Source organism: Sphingobacterium sp. UBA3519, assembly GCF_002377215.1.
Taxonomy (GTDB): Bacteria; Bacteroidota; Bacteroidia; order Sphingobacteriales; family Sphingobacteriaceae; genus Sphingobacterium; species Sphingobacterium multivorum.
Genome location: NZ_DFPI01000006.1, coordinates 15,765 through 33,239 on the forward strand (window position 1 = coordinate 15,765; position 17,475 = coordinate 33,239).

The 17,475-nt window shown below is 37.6% G+C and carries 18 protein-coding genes; 7 read left to right on the forward strand and 11 right to left on the reverse strand.

What is annotated here, in order from left to right; genetic code table 11:
• The first annotated feature begins 12 nt into the window (after positions 1-12).
• Together B3297_RS02120 and B3297_RS02125 are read left to right on the forward strand one after the other, a co-directional pair.
• Entirely contained in the window at positions 13-462 is a 450-nt protein-coding gene (locus tag B3297_RS02120) for a hypothetical protein (protein ID WP_286778350.1), read from the forward strand.
• A 19-nt stretch (positions 463-481) separates the two neighbouring features.
• Positions 482-979, forward strand: coding sequence for a hypothetical protein (locus B3297_RS02125; RefSeq protein WP_286778351.1), 498 nt, complete (start codon positions 482-484; stop codon positions 977-979).
• A gap of 190 nt (positions 980-1,169) precedes the next feature.
• Here the strand turns inward: B3297_RS02125 and recN are convergent, their stop codons facing one another.
• The gene (recN, locus tag B3297_RS02130; RefSeq protein WP_286778352.1) at positions 1,170-2,831 is read right to left on the reverse strand and encodes a DNA repair protein RecN; all 1,662 of its coding nucleotides are present in this window, start codon (positions 2,829-2,831) and stop codon (positions 1,170-1,172) included.
• 314 nt (positions 2,832-3,145) lie between these two features.
• On the opposite strand from recN, the gene B3297_RS02135 reads away from it, so the two are divergent.
• Entirely contained in the window at positions 3,146-3,760 is a 615-nt protein-coding gene (locus tag B3297_RS02135; RefSeq protein WP_286778353.1) for a sprT domain-containing protein, read from the forward strand.
• Between the two features lie 67 nt (positions 3,761-3,827).
• Positions 3,828-4,241 (forward strand): hypothetical protein, encoded by a 414-nt coding sequence (locus B3297_RS02140; protein ID WP_286778354.1) that lies wholly within the window; start codon positions 3,828-3,830, stop codon positions 4,239-4,241.
• A gap of 140 nt (positions 4,242-4,381) precedes the next feature.
• Here the strand turns inward: B3297_RS02140 and B3297_RS02145 are convergent, their stop codons facing one another.
• The 4 genes from B3297_RS02145 to B3297_RS02160 all read right to left on the reverse strand — a co-directional run bounded on the left by B3297_RS02145 (position 4,382) and on the right by B3297_RS02160 (position 7,001).
• Positions 4,382-4,642, reverse strand: coding sequence for a hypothetical protein (locus B3297_RS02145; RefSeq protein WP_286778355.1), 261 nt, complete (start codon positions 4,640-4,642; stop codon positions 4,382-4,384).
• A gap of 82 nt (positions 4,643-4,724) precedes the next feature.
• On the reverse strand, positions 4,725-5,033 hold the full coding sequence (locus B3297_RS02150; RefSeq protein ID WP_286778356.1) for a hypothetical protein: 309 nt from the start codon (positions 5,031-5,033) through the stop codon (positions 4,725-4,727).
• 37 nt (positions 5,034-5,070) lie between these two features.
• Entirely contained in the window at positions 5,071-6,366 is a 1,296-nt protein-coding gene (locus B3297_RS02155) for a FecR domain-containing protein (RefSeq protein ID WP_286778357.1), read from the reverse strand.
• 107 nt (positions 6,367-6,473) lie between these two features.
• A complete protein-coding gene (locus B3297_RS02160) occupies positions 6,474-7,001 on the reverse strand; it encodes an RNA polymerase sigma factor (RefSeq protein WP_286778358.1) in 528 nt (175 codons plus the stop codon).
• 258 nt (positions 7,002-7,259) lie between these two features.
• Between B3297_RS02160 and B3297_RS02165 the strand changes: the two genes are divergently transcribed.
• Both B3297_RS02165 and B3297_RS02170 read left to right on the forward strand, forming a co-directional pair.
• Positions 7,260-7,853 (forward strand): MauE/DoxX family redox-associated membrane protein, encoded by a 594-nt coding sequence (locus B3297_RS02165; RefSeq protein WP_286778359.1) that lies wholly within the window; start codon positions 7,260-7,262, stop codon positions 7,851-7,853.
• Positions 7,854-8,007: 154 nt separating this feature from the next.
• The gene (locus tag B3297_RS02170; protein WP_286778360.1) at positions 8,008-8,379 is read left to right on the forward strand and encodes a hypothetical protein; all 372 of its coding nucleotides are present in this window, start codon (positions 8,008-8,010) and stop codon (positions 8,377-8,379) included.
• 67 nt (positions 8,380-8,446) lie between these two features.
• On the opposite strand, the gene B3297_RS02175 is transcribed toward B3297_RS02170, so the two are convergent.
• The 3 genes from B3297_RS02175 to B3297_RS02185 all read right to left on the reverse strand — a co-directional run bounded on the left by B3297_RS02175 (position 8,447) and on the right by B3297_RS02185 (position 14,772).
• The gene (locus tag B3297_RS02175; RefSeq protein ID WP_286778361.1) at positions 8,447-9,799 is read right to left on the reverse strand and encodes a RagB/SusD family nutrient uptake outer membrane protein; all 1,353 of its coding nucleotides are present in this window, start codon (positions 9,797-9,799) and stop codon (positions 8,447-8,449) included.
• Positions 9,800-9,809: 10 nt separating this feature from the next.
• Positions 9,810-13,028: a SusC/RagA family TonB-linked outer membrane protein gene (locus B3297_RS02180; protein WP_286778362.1), complete on the reverse strand. Its 3,219-nt coding sequence runs from the start codon at positions 13,026-13,028 to the stop codon at positions 9,810-9,812.
• A gap of 73 nt (positions 13,029-13,101) precedes the next feature.
• A complete protein-coding gene (locus tag B3297_RS02185; RefSeq protein WP_286778363.1) occupies positions 13,102-14,772 on the reverse strand; it encodes a TlpA family protein disulfide reductase in 1,671 nt (556 codons plus the stop codon).
• Positions 14,773-15,265: 493 nt separating this feature from the next.
• Between B3297_RS02185 and B3297_RS02190 the strand changes: the two genes are divergently transcribed.
• Positions 15,266-15,511 (forward strand): helix-turn-helix domain-containing protein, encoded by a 246-nt coding sequence (locus B3297_RS02190; RefSeq protein ID WP_286778364.1) that lies wholly within the window; start codon positions 15,266-15,268, stop codon positions 15,509-15,511.
• On the opposite strand, the gene B3297_RS02195 is transcribed toward B3297_RS02190, so the two are convergent.
• From B3297_RS02195 to B3297_RS02205, 3 genes are read right to left on the reverse strand one after another with little or no spacing between them, the layout of a single operon-like run.
• Positions 15,512-16,381, reverse strand: coding sequence for a nucleotidyltransferase domain-containing protein (locus tag B3297_RS02195; protein ID WP_286778365.1), 870 nt, complete (start codon positions 16,379-16,381; stop codon positions 15,512-15,514). It abuts the gene before it with no gap.
• Positions 16,382-16,436: 55 nt separating this feature from the next.
• Positions 16,437-16,949, reverse strand: a complete 513-nt coding sequence (locus tag B3297_RS02200) for a hypothetical protein (RefSeq protein WP_286778366.1) — start codon at positions 16,947-16,949, stop codon at positions 16,437-16,439.
• Positions 16,924-17,475 (reverse strand): DUF1016 N-terminal domain-containing protein, encoded by a 552-nt coding sequence (locus B3297_RS02205; RefSeq protein WP_286778367.1) that lies wholly within the window; start codon positions 17,473-17,475, stop codon positions 16,924-16,926. Before B3297_RS02205 ends, B3297_RS02200 begins: the two co-directional genes overlap by 26 nt.

The following is a 17,475-nucleotide window of genomic DNA, read 5'->3' on the forward strand; positions in this document are numbered from 1 at the left end:
AACACGAACAATATGAAAAGACTTTTATTAGCAGCATTAATTGGAACCGCAGCCTTGGTTTCATTTTCTTCTTGTAAGAAAGAGTATGTTACGAACTATCTTCCTGGCGTTACCTATGTGACACCAGTTCCTTCGAGTGGGTGGGAAAGAGACAAAAATAATTCATTTAATTTTGTTCATACATTAAAATTTGATGAATTGGATGCTAAGTATTTTGACTATGGTCATGTGGGAGTAGCAATAACCTTCAACTATGATGCCAGCCAAGGACACGCAACATCATACACAAATATTCCAGCTGAATATATCGGAAACTACAGTTATACTGTGGACTATGAAGTTGGCTATGTAATCATTTATGCATCTTATGTTGGAACTCCTCCTGTTAACGGAACTCCTCCTCCACCTCCAAATATGTATGCAAAAGTAACATTGACAGACGCCGATAACGGTGGAAATTAATTCATAAATAAATTCAATCATGAAAACATATTCAATTTATTCTATTTTATTTATAGTTATAGGTTTAATAGGGAATCCGGTCTGCGGATTTTCATCCAATAAAAAGCTTGCCGTAAAAAAAGAACCTATTAAAAACATTACTAGTGATGTACAACCAATTTCTGGTAATTTAATATATGTTTATATGCAACCCTTAGTAAATAAAGGGGATAGGTATCCTTATGATGGTAAAGCTATCACTGCCCCAGAAGTAAGGTTTTACCTCTACGAGGATAATAGTGGTTATAGTAAAACAATAGCACCTGCGGGTTTCACATTATATGTTGAATACAGTTATAAGAAAGGAAATGGCACTGCAACTGGGAGTAATGTGATAAATATGTCTGGTAAAAGCTCTATTTCTTTCCCTTTATCTTATTTTACTGCCTCAGATGATAATCAAATTTCCAACTGGAATATAACTCTGGTTGCTAAACCAAATTACGAACAAATAAACTGGGGTAATATTGGTCGATAAATTATTTTAGCTGGCAAAGATTACATGGAGACACCATTTCACTATCAATTATGAGATGGTGTCTCTTTTTTTACTCGCAGTTTTGCTATTTGGTTGAGTAACTTTAATCCTGTAACCAATAAACAATATATTTCAGTGTAGAAATTAAGTATATTCTTTTTACCTTAATGAATTACGATTCTAATAAATATTATCCTTTCAGCAATAATTCCGCATGCTCCAGTGCTGCATCCGTTGGATTGGTCCCACTGAGCATCTGAGCAATTTCCCTCACTCTCCCTTCCTGATCTAATCGAACAATGTTAGAGATTGTCCGATTGGCATTATCTTCCTTGTACACTTTATAATGCGCTGCTCCCTTCGCTGCAATCTGGGGCAAATGAGAAATAGCGATGACCTGCATGTTCTCCGCTAACTTTTCCATCACCTCCCCGACACGCAACGCGACCTCACCAGAGATCCCGGTATCTATTTCATCAAAAATAATGGTCGGCAATGCAGAGGTCTTAGCAACCAATGACTTAATCGCCAACATCACCCTGGAGAGCTCTCCGCCAGAGGCAACCCGATGAATGGATTGCAAAGCCTGTCCTTTATTGGCAGAGAACAAAAACTGAATTGCATCAATCCCTGATTCCCGCATATCTCCGTCCTTTAATGGTTCAAGACTAATTTGCAGCAGAGCATTGGGCATCCCTACATTTGTCAAGGTAGCCTGCACATCCTTTGCAATCAACGCTAACACCTTTTTTCTTGCTACCGAAAGTTCTTCTGCATTTTTCCGGGCAGTGGCTAGTTTAGCTACAACCTCTTTCTCCAGTCGTTCCAATTGCTCATCCGAAGAATTTATGGCAAACAGCTTGGATTCAAGATCGTCACGCAATTGAATCAACTCTTCGACGGAGTCCACATGGTGTTTTTTCTGTAAGGAATACAATAGGCTTAGGCGTTCATTGATATCCAGCAGAGTACCCTCGTCTATTTGCGTATCTTCCTCAAGGGAGCTCAGCTCCGCGGCAACGTCTTTCAGCTCAATCCATGTACTCTTTAATCGCGCAGCCAAATCTGCTGCCTCAGGCAAAAATGAAGCAATTCCTTCCACTTGGGTCATCGCCTCTTTCAATCGGCTTAAAACTGCTGTATCATCGTTTTCCAAAAGATGTGATGCCCCTACCAGCCCACGCTTGATGTCCTCTGCGTTTTCCAGCTGCCGTTGCTGTATTTCAAGCTGTACCTGCTCGTCTTCTACCAATCGGGCTGCATCAAGTTCATCAAACTGAAACTGAAAATAGTCCTGCTCAATAGCGGCTTTCTTGACCATTTCCTTAAACTCTTCGAGTTCTTTTTTCGCCTTCTTGTAAGCGAAAAAGCTCGCTCGATAATTTTGCTTGAGGCCAAATGAACCTGCAACACTATCGACTACAAGGAACTGAAAATCTTCTGTATTAATCTGTAATGTTGCATGTTGAGAATGTACATCAATCAACTGTTCTCCTAAAGCTTTGAGTATAGTTAGCGTGACTGGCGAATCATTAATAAATGCACGGGATTTACCATCAGGAGAGATTTCTCTTCGAATAATGGTATGGTCTGCATATTCGAGATCATTTTCCTCAAAAAAGCTAAGCAATTGATAGGAACCTATGTTAAACTCCCCTTCAATCACGCATTTTTTGGACGGATCGAAAAAATGCTTTCCCTCCGCCCTATTTCCCAAAATCAGTGACAACGCACCCATAATAATAGATTTACCTGCACCGGTCTCGCCGGTAATCATATTTAAACCTTTGTCAAACTGGATTTCCAATTCGTTGATGAGCGCATAATTTCTAATATGTAAGGTATCTAGCATATTCTTGCAGGTCTATTTTTACAATTTGGAGGAAAAACCGTTCCTCAATCGGATCCCATATTTTATGAACTTTCTGAAGGTAATTTACCTAAAAATCAGGCGATTTCAATACGTTTTGCCTTAAAAAAATAGAAATCTTCTTGACTGACTTTTTCGTTTTTGATATTTACAGATACTAAATACTAAAAATAATATCAATTATCCAAACAAAAACGACAAATTAAACTATTATTTTTAGTAATATCATTCTATTTTTGACGAAAGAATGTTCTCTTTCAGCTCCATTGACATAAATTAATTCCTATTTTTATGGCATGCAAGATTATAGTGCTACCCTAAAAAAATACATGCCCGAAGAAGCAGCACCGATTATATCCAACTGGATTAACCACACCCGCTGCCTATTTAAAATCTCTCGTTCAAGAAGTACGAAGCTAGGAGATTACCGTGCACCTTTTAAAGGAAGTCCACATCGCATCTCGGTCAACCATGATTTAAATTCATATTCGTTTTTGATTACGACTATCCATGAATTCGCACATTTACAAACTTGGAATAAACATCAGCATCGTGTCAAACCACATGGTTCGGAATGGAAGAGCAACTTTAAAGAGCTTATGGATCCTTTTCTAAAATTGAATATCTTCCCGGCTGATATCAGTAGCGCCATTCATCGCTATATGGAAAATCCTGCGGCTTCCAGCTGCACCGACCTCCACCTATTTCGCACCTTAAAATCATATGATACCGTCAAAACCAGTGCCCTTACGGTAGAATCCCTGGAGGATGGTCATTTCTTTAAACTCAAAAACGGGCGTTCATTTCAACGTATTGAGAAGATAAGAAAACGCTATAAGTGCATGGAATTGAGCAGCAAACGTATGTACCTATTCAATCCAATCGCGGAGGTATTTCTGTTGGAACAATGATTTTTGATAAATACATTCATTATATTTTTATCTTTGCTAACTTAGGAAATAAATAAAGAGAGCTTTTATGTTACACTTACACTCGACTATAGCAATTGTATTATTGCTAGCCCTGGTGATATCGATCGTGATCACCCTATCAAACTACCTTGGCAACAAACCGTACAACCGTAAAATTGCTTTATTGGGTTTTATCGCATCGCATATTCAATTATTGGTGGGATTGATTTTATTCTTTTATTTGAAGTATCCATCGATGATATCTGGTACCGTAATGAAAGATCCGGCATTACGTTTTAAAATCATCGAACACCCTTTGACCATGATCATTGCTATTGTATTGATCACAATTGGTTACTCGAAAGCTAAAAAGATTGAAAATGCCAAAAAAGCAAATCAAACAGTTATTATTTTCTACATTATCGGTTTGATCTTGATGCTTGCTCGTATTCCTTGGTCTACTTGGTCACTCTTCGCATAGTCTAAGATAATCTACAAAAAGGGCCTCACTGCAAATTGTGAGGCTTTTTTTGTATCTAGTAGAGACTGAGATTCCAGATTTTATCCCATAAAAAAAGCTGCAGTATACTGCAGCTTTCAAATATCTTAGTTGACTGTTAATTAGTCACGGTTTTTTCCAAATCCCAAAATTCCGAAAACGGTTTTGAATGCGATAAGTGCACCTACAATCATGGAGATGTTAGCTATTGCGGAAAACAAAAAAGTTTGTTGGCCCATTGTCGTACATACATCCGGTACAAAACGGATAAATGTACCTATTAAACCTAAAGCGATCGCTACTACCAATGTTTTGTAGTAATGAGTTTGATTCGCATTATTATCAGTTGTCTTTGGACCTCTTGGTTGTACAGTTTCTGCCATTTCAATTTCGATTTTATTCGATACAAATGTACAAAATAATCTATGTTAGAAAAATAAAAATGAAAAAACCAGTGATCATCAATTATTCTGGATATTTCTGTTCATATTTTTCTTTTTTTCGACTGTACTCATGTGGATGCTCTTTCGTAATATGAAAGCCACCACAGTGGATGCAACCATACGCATAGCGTTGCTTTGGCTTTCCTTCCCCACTACCATATCGGTGCTTCCTTCGATTTTTTCCCCGTAGCCACTTCTTATAGCGCCATTTTAACCACTGTATAAAGAAACCTGCTTCGCCCTTGCTATTAAAACGCACTTTACCGGTAGCACGGCATTTTCGACGTTCGATCAAGCTATTGATTTCGACAGATCTAAATACTTCATCCATAAATTGCTTTTTGCTGCTCATGCTACGTGTTCCTTTCTTATTTTATTTTCCTATTGCCTCCATTTAATTGCCTCATGGCTACCCGTTCATGTTTGTCTTCTGGGCAGAAGCTTATCATTCCTTCCTTTTCATGAAGCAGTATCCCTGCTTGGCGAATCGCAGCATATACGTCTTCCCTACCACTCTGATAGCAAATGGATACCGAAATATGTTTGTTCTTCGGAATACAATCCCATTTTTTTATTACAAATCCTTCCCAGCGGCTCATTTCATCAACGAAGACATACAAGGGTATATCTTTATAGATACGAATTTTTCGGGTCCACATCCGGGCATCTTCAAAATCCAGATTTGCCACATAGTCCATGGTATCTTGCACATGCTGATTTTTGCCTACATTTTTAGCTCCAACAAAAACAAAGTCTCCAGGACAGATTATTGACCGCCCTTTTTTCAGGTGGTAAGCGTAGACCTGCAACGTCCCATCATTTAAAATTGTCTTCATCATGCTTGTATCGGATCTAACTAAAAAGTCAGCGTGACGGGCAATTAATTCACCTTTTTCCGTACCTATAATCAAAGGAGCATTTTTGCTCCGGCTTTTAGCATTCACATAGGCCTCCCCATGTATGTACACTATAGTCGAGTCTCGTTTTACGATCGGATAGCTCAATCTGGACTGTGCATTTAAGCGTATCTGTGTCCCATCTTCCAGCTCGACTACACATTGCTGCCGCGGACCCGTATAAATATCCAGACTTGTCCGTCCATCGGCTACATCATTGGCTCCGTATTTTCTTTGGACACGTAGCAGGCCTTCTGTAGTACGGTTGATCACCACATTTCCAAGCTGCATTATTTCACCGAATGTATCCTGTTCTACCCTGATCCAAGAAGAGTCAGCAGATAGGACTAGACAAGAGGACTCTGCGAGCGGGATTTCTTCATTATCGCCCACGTTGAGACATTTACTATCCAAATGTAACATCACATCCTTTTTTTGCCTTGAAGAAAATAAGTACAGAACCGCAGCTCCCATAAACAGCACCAATGCCGCCGCATAGCCTAGCATACTGTATTGTTTTCTTTTCCTTTGTCGCCTGATGTCTTCTCCTCTTCTTTTTATTTCCTCATAATCAGGTGTCCAATCTCCCAACGAATCTTTAGGCAACCGACTTTCAAGCTGCCCTAGTACTTCGATGAGCATACAGTCATATTCGTCCTCCGAATAATGTACCTTTCTCTCCGCCAATTCTACCTCTTCTTTTTCTGTTATTATTTCCAGCAGCTGTTTTTCGATCAGCTCTCGAATTTTTGTAGTATCGCGTTCCATTTTCTTCAATTCTAATCTATGTTCAATTAATACTAGAACTCACTATTAGATAAGCATAACTTATCTTTTCTTAAATTATAATTTATATTCAATTATACCCCGTATAATTATCTTCTCAGGAGCCGTCGGATTTTGGCGAGTGCCCTACTCAATAGATTTCGAACCCGCTGTGGACGTAGATCATGCCGGATCTCCAACTCCTTATTGTGTAGGCCATGCACTTTGGCATCAATCAATATTTTCTTTTCCATGGGACTAAGCTGTTCTGCTTTTGATAAGACTATCTCCAGCATTTCCCGATAATGTAGTTCAGCGTCACTATCTTCACTATTCGGTTCATTCCGCAGTTCATCTATAGGTATTTTTCGATCGGTCCTTTCCTGCCGAAGCATTTTGAGTGCAATATTTTTTGCGATGACCATCATCCATACGAAAGGATCTTTACGTACAGCAATCTTTTCCCTTTCCACAAACAAGGTCATCAAGGTTTCTGAAATCACGTCCTTGACGAGTTCATCATCATTGCGAATAAAAATTTTAATTCGCTGTTTTAGCTGACTACCATGTTTAGCCATGATAAGCCTCAAACCACGGTCAGGCTCATTTACTAAAATTTCAAAAGGATCTTCTCCCATATCTCATCATTTAAGTACAACAAAGGCTTCATACAGCTCGACAACAAAAATAAAATACTCACAAACAGACAGTTATAAAATAAAACCATTTATAGTGGGTACATATTGCATCCTTATGGTAGCTATATATAAACAGGAATGAAATAATTGATTTTGGTAACACTAAGATACAAACACAAAACCGAATAAACAAATTTAAATATCTGATTTATAAATAGTTGCATTCAATATACGACCTGAAATTATACTGTTTAAAAAATGAAAACAAGAGCTTCACATATCACCGCTACCAGTATCCGCGCCTTTATGATCCTCTTTTGGGCATGGGTTGCGCTTGATAAGCTATGGGATCTGCCGGGCTTCCATCAGGCACTGATAAAACAACCATTTCCAGACTGGTGGGCAGGGATTTTGTTTTGGCTTCTACCATTGATGGAGCTGGCTATAGTGCTACTGTTTTCTATCCACTCTTTCAGAAAGAAAAAACATCTATTTTTTGATCCTTTCGCGCTGTCTGCATTGCTATTAACGGTTTTTACTGTCTACATCGTTCTTGGCGTCGCCGGTTTATACGCTCAAAAGCCCTGCGGCTGTGCTTCTGTACTGAGCGGGCTATCCTGGGGCGGACACCTTGTTGTCAACCTGCTGTTATTGCTGCTGTCCATATTGGGGTGGTACTTGACTGGCCCAACTACCCCCATGGCTGGGTGTAAGCGATCTAAAAAACAGGTCATTTTATTCTATACCAGGCGCTTATTGATTAACGTACCGATCTATGCTGTTATACTGCTGCGCGTCAAGAAATACAAAATGCGGTTTGCTCTCTTCCCGGCCGGGCCGGTAGAGCTATAAATTATGATACGTGAAGGCACAGCCCGTAAAAACAGATCCCGAGGCATAGGACAGACTGATGCACCTCGTTAAAGCAAAGTGTCGGTCAAAATAAATTAACATAGAGTTTTTTGTGGAGGTAAACTTTTTTTGCTACTATAAAAAAGGCCTCGGTATGAAAGCAATATCTTTCATCAAAAATAATGCAATGGCTATGGTAGCCGGCGCTGCAATTATTGGTTTTAGTTCGTTTAAGTTGGCAGAGAAAATCATATATCCGGCCGACGAAGTATGGTTTGAGTTCAATAGTTCCTTGAATCCAGGTGATTCTGGTTACGACACTGCGATAACCACACCAAGCAATTATACAAATACAGGCTCTGCCACAAATCCGTCACAATGTTCAAGTACACCGAAGGTATGTGCGGTAAAAGCTGAGCCCGACGGATCAGGACATGTGTCAGCTTCCACTTTAAATTCATTAAAAGCAGATATGTTAAATCCTTCAAGCAGTAATCCAGCTATTTCTAAAAAACCTAATGACTAATTTATACAGTCAGTAAATGCCCCTTAGCCTCTCGCTGTCTAGGGGCATTTATTTTGCTAAACGCTCATTAATTCTGTTCCATATCAGACATCTCTATCACTTTTTGCGGAAAAAGAAAGGTGAAATTTTTAACCTCATTTAAATCAATACTATATATTTTTCCCTCAATTATTCTCCGAATCTCCTTTTTCCCAATGTACTTATCTTCAAGTCTTCTCAGATCCATCCATCTTATTCCGCGTAGCAGAAGTTCCTTTCTTCGTTCTGCATAGATGAATTTGAGAAGCTCATCTTGTGCTGCTGGAAAAGGCTCGATAGCCACCGTACTACTATATCGTTTGTCCGTTAAAAATTTTATGGTTTTACTAGCAAGCGTCAATTGCCCTAGTCTGGCCTCACATTCAGCTTTTGTCAACCACAATTCTGCTGTTGTTATCCCATTAAATTTTTGTGCATTTGAGTTTCCCGAATAATCTCCAGTAAATGCGAAATAGCCGTCAGCCTGTTTCGAGAAGAATCGCGTTTTACGTAAATCACTATCTGTATAACTATCATACAGCACCGTATCAATTCGGAGAACTGACTCTCTTGAAAGATTTTCGGCCGCATGAATAGAAAAGAACAATACTTCGGGATTAAATCTCTCAAATGGATATTTTTTATCACGATCGATCTGGTTATAGTCCATAAGTTGATCATAAGATTCTAAAGCTCGGTTTGAAGTGGCTAATGCCTGTTCGTAATCCCCCATCGCAAGGTATACCCTTGAAAGTAAGCCCAATGCTGCATTTCTATTAGGTCGAGTTGGATACGTCACATTCTGATCAGTCAAATAATCAGATGCTAATTTTAGATCGGCAATGATAAGATTCATTGTTTCTTTTAGAGATAATCTTATGGGCTTATCATTTACATCAGTACTCATTTTCATTGGTGGTCCCAAGACTAATTCGGCTGTCTTTTGGTTATAGGCCGGTGCATATATCTGCGCTAAATCAAAATAGCTATACGCTCTAAAAAACAAAGCCATTCCCTCCAAATTTCGTCGATCCTTTTGATCAAGCTGAATCTTATCAAGGTGTTCAAGTACGGTATTAACATTAAGAATACGACTATAGGACACCCAATACCAATCGGCCAAAGGCTTTCTATCCCATATATAAATGGCCCTGTCAGACAGCTGACTTATTCCCATATATTGTTTATCCAATATAAAAAAATCATCCGAAGCAATATCGCCGACCGCTGCTACATAGCTTTGATTCATTACAACAGTATAGTCCATGAGGGCATAGAGATCAGATTTTGAGCTAATCGTAGCCAATGACATATCAGATTTTTCCTCTAGAAATTGGTTACATCCCAACATCAACATCATAACAATACCAATTACCATTTTTGTTGATAGTATATTTTTCATAATTCTTCTATTAAAATGTTAGTGTCGCTCCCATACTAATAGATCTTGGAGCTGGGATATTTCCGAAATATTCTGGGTTTATATCTTTTTTAGTAGCCTTCCAGAGCAAACCTAATTTCTCCCCCACAATAAATAAGACAAACGATTTAATTTTGGATCTACTAGGCAATGTCATATTATACTGAAATCGGAGATCTTGTAACTTAATATGATCTCCACGTTCGACCAAAACGGAAGCATCCTTATAAAATAAATCCGCTCCATCATCCAGTGGATAAACCATCGCAGGTACGTCTGTTAACAATTCATCTCCAGGCTGTTTCCATCGATCATAAAAATCTACATGACCATCATATTTCCCAAAAAGAGACTGATAACTTATGCTCCTTCTTTTAAAATAGTATTTTAAGCGATAGCTTATTGTTGCAGAAAGATTGAATTGTTTATAGCTGAACGTATTTCTAAAACTCCCAAAATAGAGGGGACGTGCAGAGCCCATTTTTTGGAGCACATCCAATGTCTTGCTACCCATTATATCCCAATATGCGGTACTTTTGTCACCATTTAGTAATCCTTGCGGCTTACCTTCACTATTCAAACCTTCCCACTTATAAGCGTAAAGACTATATACCATGTCTCCCGGCAGATTTGAGATCCCACCGCTAAGCACATAAGAGGTGGGCGATTGCTGATCCGTTAATGTTTTGACAATCCAATTGTTATTATAAGAAAATAATAGATTGCCTACCCAGTTTAGATCCCTCCAATTCTTTTTGAGTGTCAAATTTGCATCGAACCCCCTCGATTTAGTGTTGGCAGCATTCAGAACCATGGAACTTACACCCGAAGTTGGATCCAATGGCTTAGTATCGAAAAGATCAAAAGTACACTTATTATAGTAATCAATACTTCCGGAAAACGAATTATTCCATGCGCTAAATTCGATTCCAACATTGACATTTCGCAACTTCTCCCATCTAAGTTCCTTATTGGGTAAATTAACTATCCTCGCCATAGGATAAGGCACACTCCAATTATTATAACCAAAATATTGTATAGTAGTCAGGGCACTCATACTGTTATCCACATTTCCGCTATAACCCAACGATCCTCGTAACTTTAGAAAATTAATCACAGAGCTTTTGAAGAATTTTTCATTATGCAGATTCCAGCCAAAACCTATCGACCACAAAGGTGTCCATTTATTGTTCGTCTCTACACCAAATAAGTTTGATGCATCCCTGCGTACGCTTCCTGACAATAAATATCTGTTTTGGAATGCGTAATCCATGATCCCGTACAGCGAGACAAAGTTTGTGGTAATATCGGTGTTGGGATAAATGTTAAAGGGAATTGTATTGTTGCCACCAAGTCCGCCAAAAGTTGGATACTGTTTACTGAAATCTATATTCGAAACAAAAGAAAGATTTTCAGGGTTATAACCATAGAGTATATTACCCATAGAACCATCATCTTTGTTCCGCCATTCCGCCCCCGTTACAGCAGATACACTGTGCCCCTTAAAATCCGTTTTATAGTTTAGCTGTATCCGGAAATTTCGTTCTTTAGAAAAGCCATCCTGTTGCCTGAGTACACCTCCGTAAGGAAAATTGTAAATTAAACTCCCATTACTGATCTGTGTTCCTCTATTTATTAGATCGCGGGCATAAAAGGTATTTATAAAATAGCGTTCCTCTTTTTTCCTATCATAAGAATTGAATCTATATTTTAGATCAGCCGTAAGTCCCTTCAATAGAAATAGTTGAAGACCAAGATCAGCGAGCAGGTTTCTACTGGTTGTTACGAGAGGTGGTTCATCAATATAATCAAGCGGGCGGTATTTCCAATCTAACAGATTTCCAGCACCAACAGTATCTATATATGAAAGTCGATATTTATAGGGAACAGCGAGATTTTCTCCTCCCTCTTTCAATTTTAAATAAGGAAATGGATATCCATTATCAGAATAGAAATCCGTAGCTAGCGCACTAGTATTTTTCAGTTCATTGTACATCAGTCTACCGGAAAGATTCACAACTTGATTAAGCTTGGCTTCGATACTTAATTGGCTGCTAATCCGATTGGTTTTATCGCTGCGTAAACTTGCTAGAGACCGATCGTATCCTATTTGTGCCATGCCATTTAGTTTGTCCGCTCCTCCCCTAACTAAATAATTATATTGTTGTAAAGCAGCACCTCTATACATATATTTAAGCATGTCGTCACGCACATCTGTATGTTGATAAGGCTTAATTCCTGCAGCTAGCGCTTCATCATCTAAAACCCTTTTACGGTTAGCTTCTAATAGTTCAACCACTGGCGATATAACAGGTCGACTATTACTAGTTAGTTTTCCATTAAAATATCCTTTCTCAAACAGAAAACGCTCCACGGAAACCAGATCGCCACTAGAAATAACCCGATGACTATACAAGTCAGGTTTCGTATCCATTCGTATTGACGCTTTAAATTCTTGTTGCAAAGGCGTTTCAAATCGACCTTTTTTTGTGGTTAATACAATAACGCCATTACCAGCTCTTGCTCCCCATATCGCAGAAGCCGCACCATCTTTCAGGAGAGTCACACTCTCGATATCATTTGGACTTAAAAGATTGATATCTCCTTCATAAGGAAAATTGTCGACAATTACCAATGGTTTACTACCTCCAAGGCCGGCCTTCCGCAAGGTACTGACACCATGCATAAATATCTTAGGTTCAATAGGTTTACCATTATCATTAAACGAATATTCTGAACGATCAAAAAAGGTTCCTGTGGTTAGGTATTCTAACTTTGACAGCACATCAAAGCTAGCAGTCCTATCCAGCAGCACCTTATTAACTGTTTCATAGCTACCTACACTTCTAGTTTTATGAAGTGAATGATAACCAGAAACAAGCACTTCATCTATCAAAGCAGTATTTGAAGACAAAATCAGTATTTTCTTCACATCTTTGCTAGATAATTCTGTTATAAGACTCTTGTAATTAACATGGGAGATTTCTACCCGTATTTTGTCGAGATTAGAATTTATCTTGTAATTACCGTTATCATCCGTTTTAATAATCCGCCCGTCTGCAGCTATTTTAATGTTCACATCAGCAATACCATTTCCAGTTGAATCTCGTATCACCCCTTGATAAAGCCATTCGGCCCCGTGTTGGGCACGTACCTGAAGATTCCATGTTATCAATAATAGTAACATGGGGAAAAACAGCATATTTTTCATGTATAAAATTATTTTCTTATGATTTTAAACAATTGATTATATATTTGATTTGTTTTCTATAAGCCAATCTGTGCTATTGCTTTTCAACAGCAGGTATATACCCATAAGTATCAAGCTCAAGTTTCCCAAGCTTACTTACATCGGGAAAAGCTCCTTTATAGAACATAAGCATTGGAATTCTACAAATTTGTGCATACACTTTAAGTCCATGCATTTCGCATATCTTTTTTATTTCGTCTAAACTATAAGGACGATCTTCCAAACTAATTTTCGGCAACTTGTACAAGCCTTTCTCTATGAGTACAGGTGGCAGTTTAAACGATGGATGATTGAGATAACGAAGAAATGTATTTTTATCGACGGGTTCGTCCATATTCGAAGTAAGATTAGGCTTTCCCGCAATCATATAACACTCCATTGGCATCATCAAAAGTCTTGATTTAACATTAAGAAAATTATCAAGATCCTCAGCCAATTGAATTTTTAGTTGCTTATCAGAAACATTATGTGCTGCCAAATTTTCATACGTATAATAGTATTTACGTTGTACATCCAACCTAACATCTCTGGAATAAGTTCCCAAGGGTCTGGGCAATAGTTGAGTTATCAACTCCGGTGTTAGTATGATACGTCTATTAGGAAAGTTTGCCAGCCCAACAAAATCACTTCTTTCCTTATTATAATCAAAATAGGCTATTTCAAATAAAGACATCATATCCATATTGGGTATCAACCATCTCGTCATATTCGTATCCCTTTTTAAAAGAACATTACTGATCAATCCATCTTGAAAACCTAGAATAGTACGATATGCCAATGGTTGATACTGTCGCACATCTTTGAATGAAGACGACAATACAGTAGAACTATTCATAATAGCATCGTCCTTCTTAATTGGCATGTAGGGGTTATTATGAACAATAAGCATTTCAATTGCCTCCTCAGTGAGATATTCTGGGAGAGTGATTGAAACAACTCTTGTATTTGCTATAACAATCACATGAGGAAAGCCCATAGTCGGAAAATAATCTCCGAAAGTACTATCAATCGCCGTTACAAAACCGGTAATATTCTTTATAGGACTTTTATTAAGAGTTGTCAATACGCGCGCTCTTGATTGATTGACTACTGGTAAGACCTTAATCTTACCTTGAAATCTATTCTGTAGATGAAATAGATGAGGGAAACTATTTATACAATAAGTACACCATGTCCCCCAAAGATCTATTACAATTACCTTTTCTTTAAAATCATCGAGTGTAATATTACTTTCAGCCCCCGTCTTATCAAATATGCTTAAACTTGCTTTAAGTAAACGATCTGGGACAGTATCTCCTACTTTAAGTGCTTTTATAGCAACAATTTCATTAGGTTTGTTTCGTCCACTTGGTAACTGTGTCATGGATTGCCCACTTACAGCATAAATAGATAATAAATAAATCGCTATAAATAATATTCTTTTAAGATTAAAACTGCTCGTTGACAGTGAATTTACAATACTGTTCAGATGAAAGTCCGAAGAAAAGTTTTGTCCATTTTTTGAGATCAAATAGAGAGAGTTTAAATGGCTTCTTTTTAATATCTTAAGTATATGATATCCATACTGAAAGCCTACTACAACCAGGTTAAAAAGATACGATAATTTAATAGACAACCGGTTTTGGATTTCTAATTTATTTTGTTCTTGATGGAAAGAATGTTTTACAAGGAACAATTCCCTCCCACTCTTAAAAAATTGTTTCATTTTAAGGTTATATTTGAGACAGAGGATTGCTGAGAGCCGTATCGTTAACAGCTATCTCGCTACCCTCTGTGAATTAGTAAAATGGCGTATATACCGCAACATTGCGGCAGTATAATTATTGTAAATAATTGATTAATTCTGTATCGGAGGTAAAAAAGAGTGTTTAATAATACCTCCTACTCTGGAGGTTTCATTTTCCGCCGGAAAAAGTCTATCCAACCCAAAAAAGATTGGATAGACATAAAGCGATCTCTAGAAATTAGAGTTGCTTTTAACTCAATTCTGAGCACTGAAAAACTGGCATCAGATTTTATGAATTTCTTACGAAGTTTTAAGGTTTTAATATCCATGCTTTCCTCTATTCATTTTGTTTTTCAGGCTTCAGAATGAGGAAGAGTTTAATATTTATAATTGCTGCCACAAATATACAGAATACATTTAAGTATTCAAATAACACTACAAAATGTTTTTATATTTTATTGTCTTTTGAGAAATGATGTTTGATAAAATACAATTTTCGAAAGATTTTGGCCAGCACCTTAAAGACATAAGGGAAGGTAAAAAGATAAGGATTGGCAAAAAAATCAGTCTTCGGAGGCTTGATCAAATCTCAGGTATAGATCATAGTCATATTCATAAAATAGAAAAAGGAGAATCCTCCCCCTCTTTAATAACATTAAAATCTTTGGCTTTAGCTTTAGAAATTAGTTTGTTTGATCTAGTAAACTTCGAAAATTAATTATTGAAAGCTCTCAATTCGTTCCATACAAAGACGATCTGTGATTTTAATCATTCTCGCTAATCTTGAGCTGATTTCTTTCAGGTCCTCAAGTGACACCTCAAAATCCATTTTATATTTCCCGCTTATATAAGCTCTATTTAATACATCAAAAAGCCTTCTTTCATTACTATCTTTCACTTCGGGGAAAATTGCATTAAGTTCAGCTGAAATCATATTGACAGACCTCCGATATTTATACAAATTATGAAGCTTGGGTTTAATGCCCATAAAAACCAATAGAAGTGCGCTATAAATAGATTCTAAAGTCTGGAATAAAAACCAAAGTGTTAATCCAGATCTAGTTTTACCATTAATTGTCTTTTCTAACTTTTCAAGTGCAGTTTCGTAAAACTCATTAGTATTACCTATCCAAAAATCGTAATAGCTACTGATATTCTTTTTGATCTGTTCGATGGATAGAGGCTTAGGCTTTTTTAAGATACTATTGCCATTATTATATAATATCACTCCTTCGAAATACACAGGAACAAAAAAGAAATTACCCGTTACCAATTCCTTATTCACATAGTCAATATCATACATAAAGAAGTTGATATCAGGTCTCGCAGAGATTCTATTTTCCAGCTCATTAGCCAATTCGTACTCCTTTATATTGGTTTTATTTGTAACAATAATCAAGTCATAATCGCTAATGTAAAAGTAACGTATACCATCTTTCAAGTATACCTGATCTTTATACTCACCACGAGCATAACTTCCGTACAAAATGATCATATCCGGATCCACAAACTCGGCAATAACTTGTTTGATCGCCTCGATCTCCTTTAATTTATGCTTTGGTAATGATGAAGGTAATTGGGTATTCATAGGATAAAGGTACAGATTTTAGGGATTTGGGGCAAGCATATTAAAAGGAAAGCTACTATTTCAGCTTTTCGATTTCTTCAACAGAAAGGTTCAAAATATCTGCTATCATCTTAGCATCAAAGCCACTTTGTAACATCTTTATCGCCGACGCTTTTTTCTCAGCATCTCCTTTAGCCCGCTCTTCTCGCATACCTTTTTCAATCCCCTTCCGCTCTGCCTTATCCAATAAATATTCTTGAGTACCCATGATATCACTCCTTCCTAATTTTTCTTTTAATTCCTGTTCAAATATAACCAAACTATCCTGATTATCAAAGCTTACATAGTAGGCTAAAAAATCATACAATCCCTGTCGCGTTTCCTTATCCATCTTGCAATGCAGCATTTCCTGATAGAGGTCATGTTTCATATTCCTAAGCTGCTGGTCTGTCAAATCTTTGTTCAGAATCGCCAATAATGCCGTCAACACAACCACTGAAAACGGATTGTCGTTTGCGCGCAATGCTGACTCATCCTGATCTAATATTTTATAGCTATTAAACTCATAACGCAATAATCTCCTTCGCATCCGAAGGCTGCTTTTCCTTTTTTGCTACAGCCAATCCACTTTCCTTATCGTTACTAAGAAGCAGGCGTTCGTATAGATTCGTGTTAATCTGTCGTTCAAGCTGTCGGACTGTCCAATTATTCTTTATTGTCTCGGCAATATAAAACTCCCGTTGTTCCTCGCTATTAAGACTTAAAAGTAGCTTATATTGACTCCAACTCAATTGCGTCCACAGTGTAGACACAATTGGAAAAGTGCGATAAAACTGGCGGTACCAATTCAGTTGCCTATACGAAAAACCACTACCAAACTCAGGCTGTAATTCCGCTGAAAGATATTTTATGATATATTTTCCATAATCAGCTCGATCCTTGCCTTCCTGCTCCTGTTCGAAAATACGTTGGCCAATATGCCAATACATCAATGTGCGCTGATGATCGACAGCACGAATCGCATTATCTTTGGACTGTGCAATAATTGCCTTTATATCGGATACTAAAGTTTGATCGGACAACATAATTGTTTTATCAGGGATATTTTCATCCAA